Here is a 5,114-nt window from a genome sequence, read left to right as displayed (position 1 = left end):
CCAAGCAGCAGGACTATATCCGGCAATGTGCCGGACTGCTTAAAATTGAAGAGGCCGGCTTAAATAACCTCGTCAATAAGTTTATACGGGAAAAGGTTCAGAAAATGGAAGCCAGGGCGAGCTTTGATACGGAAATGCCGCCCCCATTAACCGATCAGTTGCCCGATGAAATGGCTGAAGCCTATTCTGATAGCTTCCTGTTATTGCAGAAAGATGAGTTGCAGGAGAAAGCAGTTATCCGGGCATTGGTAGAATTTGGCTTAAAAGAATGGGATGCAACCACCAAAGTAGCCGACCATATTTTTGAATCGCTCGACGACGAAGATTTTTTTGATAACAAACAGCTATGGGCTGTTGCACAGACCTATAAATCCTGGTACCAGGCCGGACTGGAACCAACCGCCCGTAACTTTTTTTATATGGAAGATCAATCCATGAGTGCAGTCGTAGTGTCGCTTTTGGAATCGCCGTATGAACTGAGTGATAAATGGAAGAATAAATTCAAAATGTCTGTGTACGACAGGGAAGATACCTATAAGGAGGAAGTGATTTCTACATTGGGTTATCTCCGGCTTCGCAAAATCAAGCGTATGATCGAAGAAAACCAGGTAGATCTTGAAAAACCTCATTCCCCGGAGGAACAACTGAATTTATTGCAGACCCATCAGGCGCTTAAAAAAATGGAAAAAGAATTATTAGAGCACCTGGGAACGGTAATTGTACGCTGATCTTTTATTTGTCTGTTGGCTTTTTCTTACCTGCCAGTAATTTTTCCACCGTGGCAGTTAACCTGTTCTGACGTGTTTCTTCCTTTCTTGCACTGGTAATCCACTGTACATATTCATGCTTTTCTGTAGCAGATAAGTTTTCAAAATGCTCCAGTGCTTTCTTGTGTTTTTTAAGCTTCAATTGCTTTTGGAGTAATTCGGGAATTTCAACAGTCCGGGTCTGAAAATCGATCGCTTCAACGGGCGCGGCTTCTCCTCCGTTTGCGGATGCTTTGGAAATAGCGCGCTCTTCGCATTTCTGAAAACGCAGTGCACTCCATACCGAATCCAGCACAACCTGCCGCACTTCTTCATAACCTGCATCTACAACTTTGCCCCAGCTACAGTCGCGATTGAGGTTAGAAGCAATTTTTGAAGCCGCTTTAGGATAAGCAATCCAGAGTTTACTTTCGTTGTGCAGGGCGGGCAACACATCCTCCAAAATTCCATTTAACTGATTTTCATTAATAGCGAATACCAGCGCAAAATCAATTCTCCTGCTTTTTAATAAAGGCGTTACATTTTTTGCAAATGGAACTTTATTGAACTGTTTTTCGATGGAGGAGGGTAATCCTTGAATGAGTAAATTTTTTTCCTCTTTATATTGGAGTTTCTCAAACAAAGTCTGCGACATATCAGAAATAATTTAACTATAAAGAGATCAATAACCGGCTACAAATTTAGAAAATATTACCCGAACCACCTTGCTAAAATCAAAAAACCCGCCTTCGCAGGGCTTGCGAAGACGGGTTATACACCGGTAAAAAGCAGCTGGAGGGCTTATTTTCCAACCGGTTTGTAATATTTTAATGCTTCCGGCATTAGTTGTTTTAGCTTTTCAATACGGGTAGCTTCTGCGGGGTGGGTACTGGCAAATTCGGGTGGACGATTGCCTCCGCTGGCAGCAGCCATTCTTTCCCAGAGAGGAATTGCTTCCTGGGGGTTATACCCTGCCATTGAGCTGAAAATCAATCCGTATTTGTCTGCTTCCAATTCATTGCTACGAGAGAAGGGCAACATGGCTCCATAAGTGCTGCCGAGGCCATAAGCGGTCATAAAAATCTGCTGGGTCTGTGCTGGTTTATTGGCGGTTGCAACCTGCAGGGCAACCCCACCCAATTGCTGCACCATGCCCTGGCTCATCCGTTCATTACCATGTTTAGCCAGTGCATGGGCAATTTCATGCCCCATTACCACGGCCAGGGCCGCTTCGTTCTGGGTGATCGGTAATAAACCGGTATAAACAACAATCTTCCCTCCCGGCATACACCAGGCATTCACTTCTTTGGAGTCAACCAGGTTGTATTCCCATTTATACCCGGCCAATTCATTCTGCAAGCCATTTTTAGTATAATATTCGGTAACTGCATTGGATATGCGGGTGCCGATACGGCGTACCATTTCAGCATCTTTGCTACCGGATGTACCAACCACTTTATTCTGGCTCAAAAAAGACTGGTATTCAGCTGCAGCCATCGTCTGGATTTCCGACTCAGAAAAGAGGGAAAGCTGGTTTCTTCCGGTAATTGGATTTCTGGAACAGGACACAAGACTGCCTATCAGCAGGAAAGACAACAAAATCTTTTTCATTGTTGTAATGGGTTTATTGTACTGGTATATTCAATTCTCATACCAGTTAAAAACAAAGGTAAAGAAGAAGACGTTAAACCTGTAGCCCGGGCACTAAATTCAGTGTTTGATCTTACGCTTACGGTCGCGGTATTTGAGAATAGGCACTTTACTTTCACTACCTCTCAACAGCCGGCTGATATTTTTCTGGTGAGTAAGTATAACCAACATGGCTACCACGATGGCGAATACCCGATAAGCATGGTTATCTACATTAAAAATAACCAGGATGAATACAGGAAAAGCAATACTTGCCAAAATAGAGCTAAGCGAAACGAAGCGGGTCAGGTACAATACCAATAAGAAAATGCCCGAACAACAGAGTGCGGTCCAGGGGGAAATTCCTATCACGAGTCCGAACAGGGTAGCTACTCCCTTTCCTCCTTTAAATTGCGCCCAGATGGGGAAAATATGTCCCAATACGGCAGCCATCCCTAATCCGATCTGGAAATTAGTGAGTGCCAGGTCATTTTCAATATAATAAGGTAACAATAGGGCGAGTTTAACGGCAGCAAGCCCCTTTAAGACGTCAATTATCATAACCAGCGTGCCCCATTTGGAGCCCAGTACACGAAAGGTGTTGGTTGCACCGGAGTTCCCTGATCCGTATTCGCGTATATCTATACCGAAATAATACCTGCTTACCCAAACAGCAGTTGGAATAGAGCCAATACAATAGGCCATTATTATCAGCAGAGCCTCTTTCATGCGAGTGTTGAGTTGGATTTCAAAAATAAGAAAAACAAGATACGAAAATCAATCGTTCAAATTTCATTTATCCTGATTCAGGTCCGTTGAAGCTGCCAGCAAAGCCAGCTATCCTTATTTGTTTTATTTATTAACGTAAGGGGCAGGTTTTCTATTGCCGTTTTTAGATCGGCTTCATCGGACTGTAATAAGCCGCTGATTACGAGCATTCCGCCGGTTTTGCAATGGGCCACCATTGCCGGCAATTCCCGTAGAATTACGTGTTTGTTAATATTGGCCAGGATAATATCCACTTCCGGATAGGCATCCAGGTCGGCCGCCAGTTGTACCGCTACCCGTTGGGTTTGGTTCCGCTGCATGTTTTCCTGGGTATTTTCAATGCTCCAGGTATCATTATCCAATGCATATACTGTTGATGCACCCAGTTTTTCAGCAAGGATGGCCAGTATACCCGTTCCGGTTCCAAAATCAAGCACGGTTTTGCCGGTAAAATCCAATCTTTCCATAGCTGCTACCATTTGCCAGGTGGTGGCATGGTGCCCCGTTCCAAAACTCATTTTGGGCGTAATTACCAGGTCAAAACGCACCCCTTCCGCAGCCGGATGAAAATCGGCTCGGATGGAACAAAAACTGCCCACCTGAACCGGTTGAAATCCGGCTTCCCATTCCGCATTCCAGTTGCGCTCCTGGATGGTTTCCAATTCAAAGGTTAATCCAAAGGGGGAAAGCAGGGTTTCCAGGTCTGTTTTTGAAAAATCTCCCACCGTAATATAGGCCAGTACATGCTGCCGGTTTTCTACAAAGCCTTCATACCCTGCATCGGCCAGTAATGCAATCAGGATTTCGCGGGTTTCCTGGTCATTTACGGTAATGCTTACCTGCTGATAGTGATTTGCCATAGTAATAAAAATAAAACCCCGATCCAGGACCGGGGTTTGTACGATTTATATGAACCGGAAATTAATTATTGTCGTCCTGTGAGCGGGGAGCACCCGTTCCTTCAGGTTTTGGCAACAATACTTTTCTGCTCAGTTTAAATTTGCCTGATTTGGGATCTGTACCAGTTAATTTAACTTTCACTACATCTCCTTCTTTCAGTACGCCTTCCAAGGTATCGAGGCGTTTCCAGCTTACTTCAGAAATATGCAACAATCCTTGTTTGCCGGGGAGGAATTCAACAAAGGCCCCGTACGGCTGAATACTTTTCACAGTTGCCTCGTAGGTATCGCCAACGGTTGGTTGAGCGGCAATTCCTTTGATCCAGGCCATGGCACGGTCCACGCTTTCTTTCTTGGTTCCGAAGATAGATACTTCACCCTGGTTATTCTTTTCTTCGATGTTGATAGTAGTGCCAGTTTCCCGCTGCATTTCCTGAATCACTTTACCACCTGGTCCGATTACTGCTCCGATAAATTCTTTGTCGATGATAATTTTCACCATGCGGGGAGCATGTGGTTTTACATCTTCTCTGGCTTTATCAATCGTAGCATACATCGCATCCAGGATATGTAACCTGCCCCGGTTTGCCTGCATCAGCGCCTGCCGCATGATATCCATGCTCAGTCCGTCTACCTTAATGTCCATCTGAACACCGCAGATTCCATCTCTGGTGCCGGTAACTTTAAAATCCATATCACCCAGGTGATCCTCATCGCCCAGGATATCTGTTAACACGGCAAATTTTCCCTCTTTGGTAATAAGGCCCATAGCTACACCGGAAACGTGTTTGGGCATAGGTATGCCCGAATCCATTAAGGCCAGTGAACCGGCGCAAACCGTTGCCATAGAAGAAGAACCGTTGGATTCCAGGATATCGCTTACCACACGAACGGTATAAGGAAAATCATCTCCCGGCATCATTTGCTTCAGGGAGCGCATTGCCAGGTTACCATGTCCAACTTCCCGACGGCCAGGCCCACGCATCATTTTTACTTCACCTGTAGAGAATGGGGGGAAGTTGTAATGCAGGATGAACTTGGTATAATCGGATACAGCCGCACTTTCCACCAG

5 protein-coding genes and 1 pseudogene are annotated in these 5,114 nt (G+C 45.1%); 1 reads left to right on the top strand and 5 read right to left on the bottom strand.

Annotated features, from left to right (window positions below; all coding sequences use genetic code 11):
* Positions 1-728 (top strand): annotated as a pseudogene (locus tag A1D16_RS21055) (DNA primase); the annotation flags it as partial.
* Positions 729-732: 4 nt separating this feature from the next.
* Here A1D16_RS21055 and A1D16_RS21050 read toward each other — a convergent pair.
* From A1D16_RS21050 to A1D16_RS21030, 5 genes are all read right to left on the bottom strand, one after another.
* Positions 733-1,401: a YdeI/OmpD-associated family protein gene (locus tag A1D16_RS21050; protein WP_290713464.1), complete on the bottom strand. Its 669-nt coding sequence runs from the start codon at positions 1,399-1,401 to the stop codon at positions 733-735.
* Positions 1,402-1,547: 146 nt separating this feature from the next.
* The gene (locus tag A1D16_RS21045; RefSeq protein WP_290713461.1) at positions 1,548-2,357 is read right to left on the bottom strand and encodes a M48 family metallopeptidase; all 810 of its coding nucleotides are present in this window, start codon (positions 2,355-2,357) and stop codon (positions 1,548-1,550) included.
* A gap of 99 nt (positions 2,358-2,456) precedes the next feature.
* On the bottom strand, positions 2,457-3,104 hold the full coding sequence (gene plsY, locus A1D16_RS21040; RefSeq protein WP_290713458.1) for a glycerol-3-phosphate 1-O-acyltransferase PlsY: 648 nt from the start codon (positions 3,102-3,104) through the stop codon (positions 2,457-2,459).
* Between the two features lie 77 nt (positions 3,105-3,181).
* Positions 3,182-4,003 carry a 50S ribosomal protein L11 methyltransferase gene (gene prmA, locus A1D16_RS21035; protein ID WP_290713455.1) on the bottom strand — a complete coding sequence of 274 codons (822 nt, stop codon included), beginning with the start codon at positions 4,001-4,003 and terminating at the stop codon, positions 3,182-3,184.
* A 61-nt stretch (positions 4,004-4,064) separates the two neighbouring features.
* On the bottom strand, positions 4,065-5,114 hold a 1,050-nt coding region (locus A1D16_RS21030), incomplete at its 5' end, for a polyribonucleotide nucleotidyltransferase (protein ID WP_290713452.1).

This window comes from Flavihumibacter sp. CACIAM 22H1 (assembly GCF_001601815.1).
Classification (GTDB): Bacteria; Bacteroidota; Bacteroidia; order Chitinophagales; family Chitinophagaceae; genus Flavihumibacter.
Note: the sequence above shows the minus strand (reverse complement) of the source record. Positions and strands in the feature narration are given on the sequence as shown.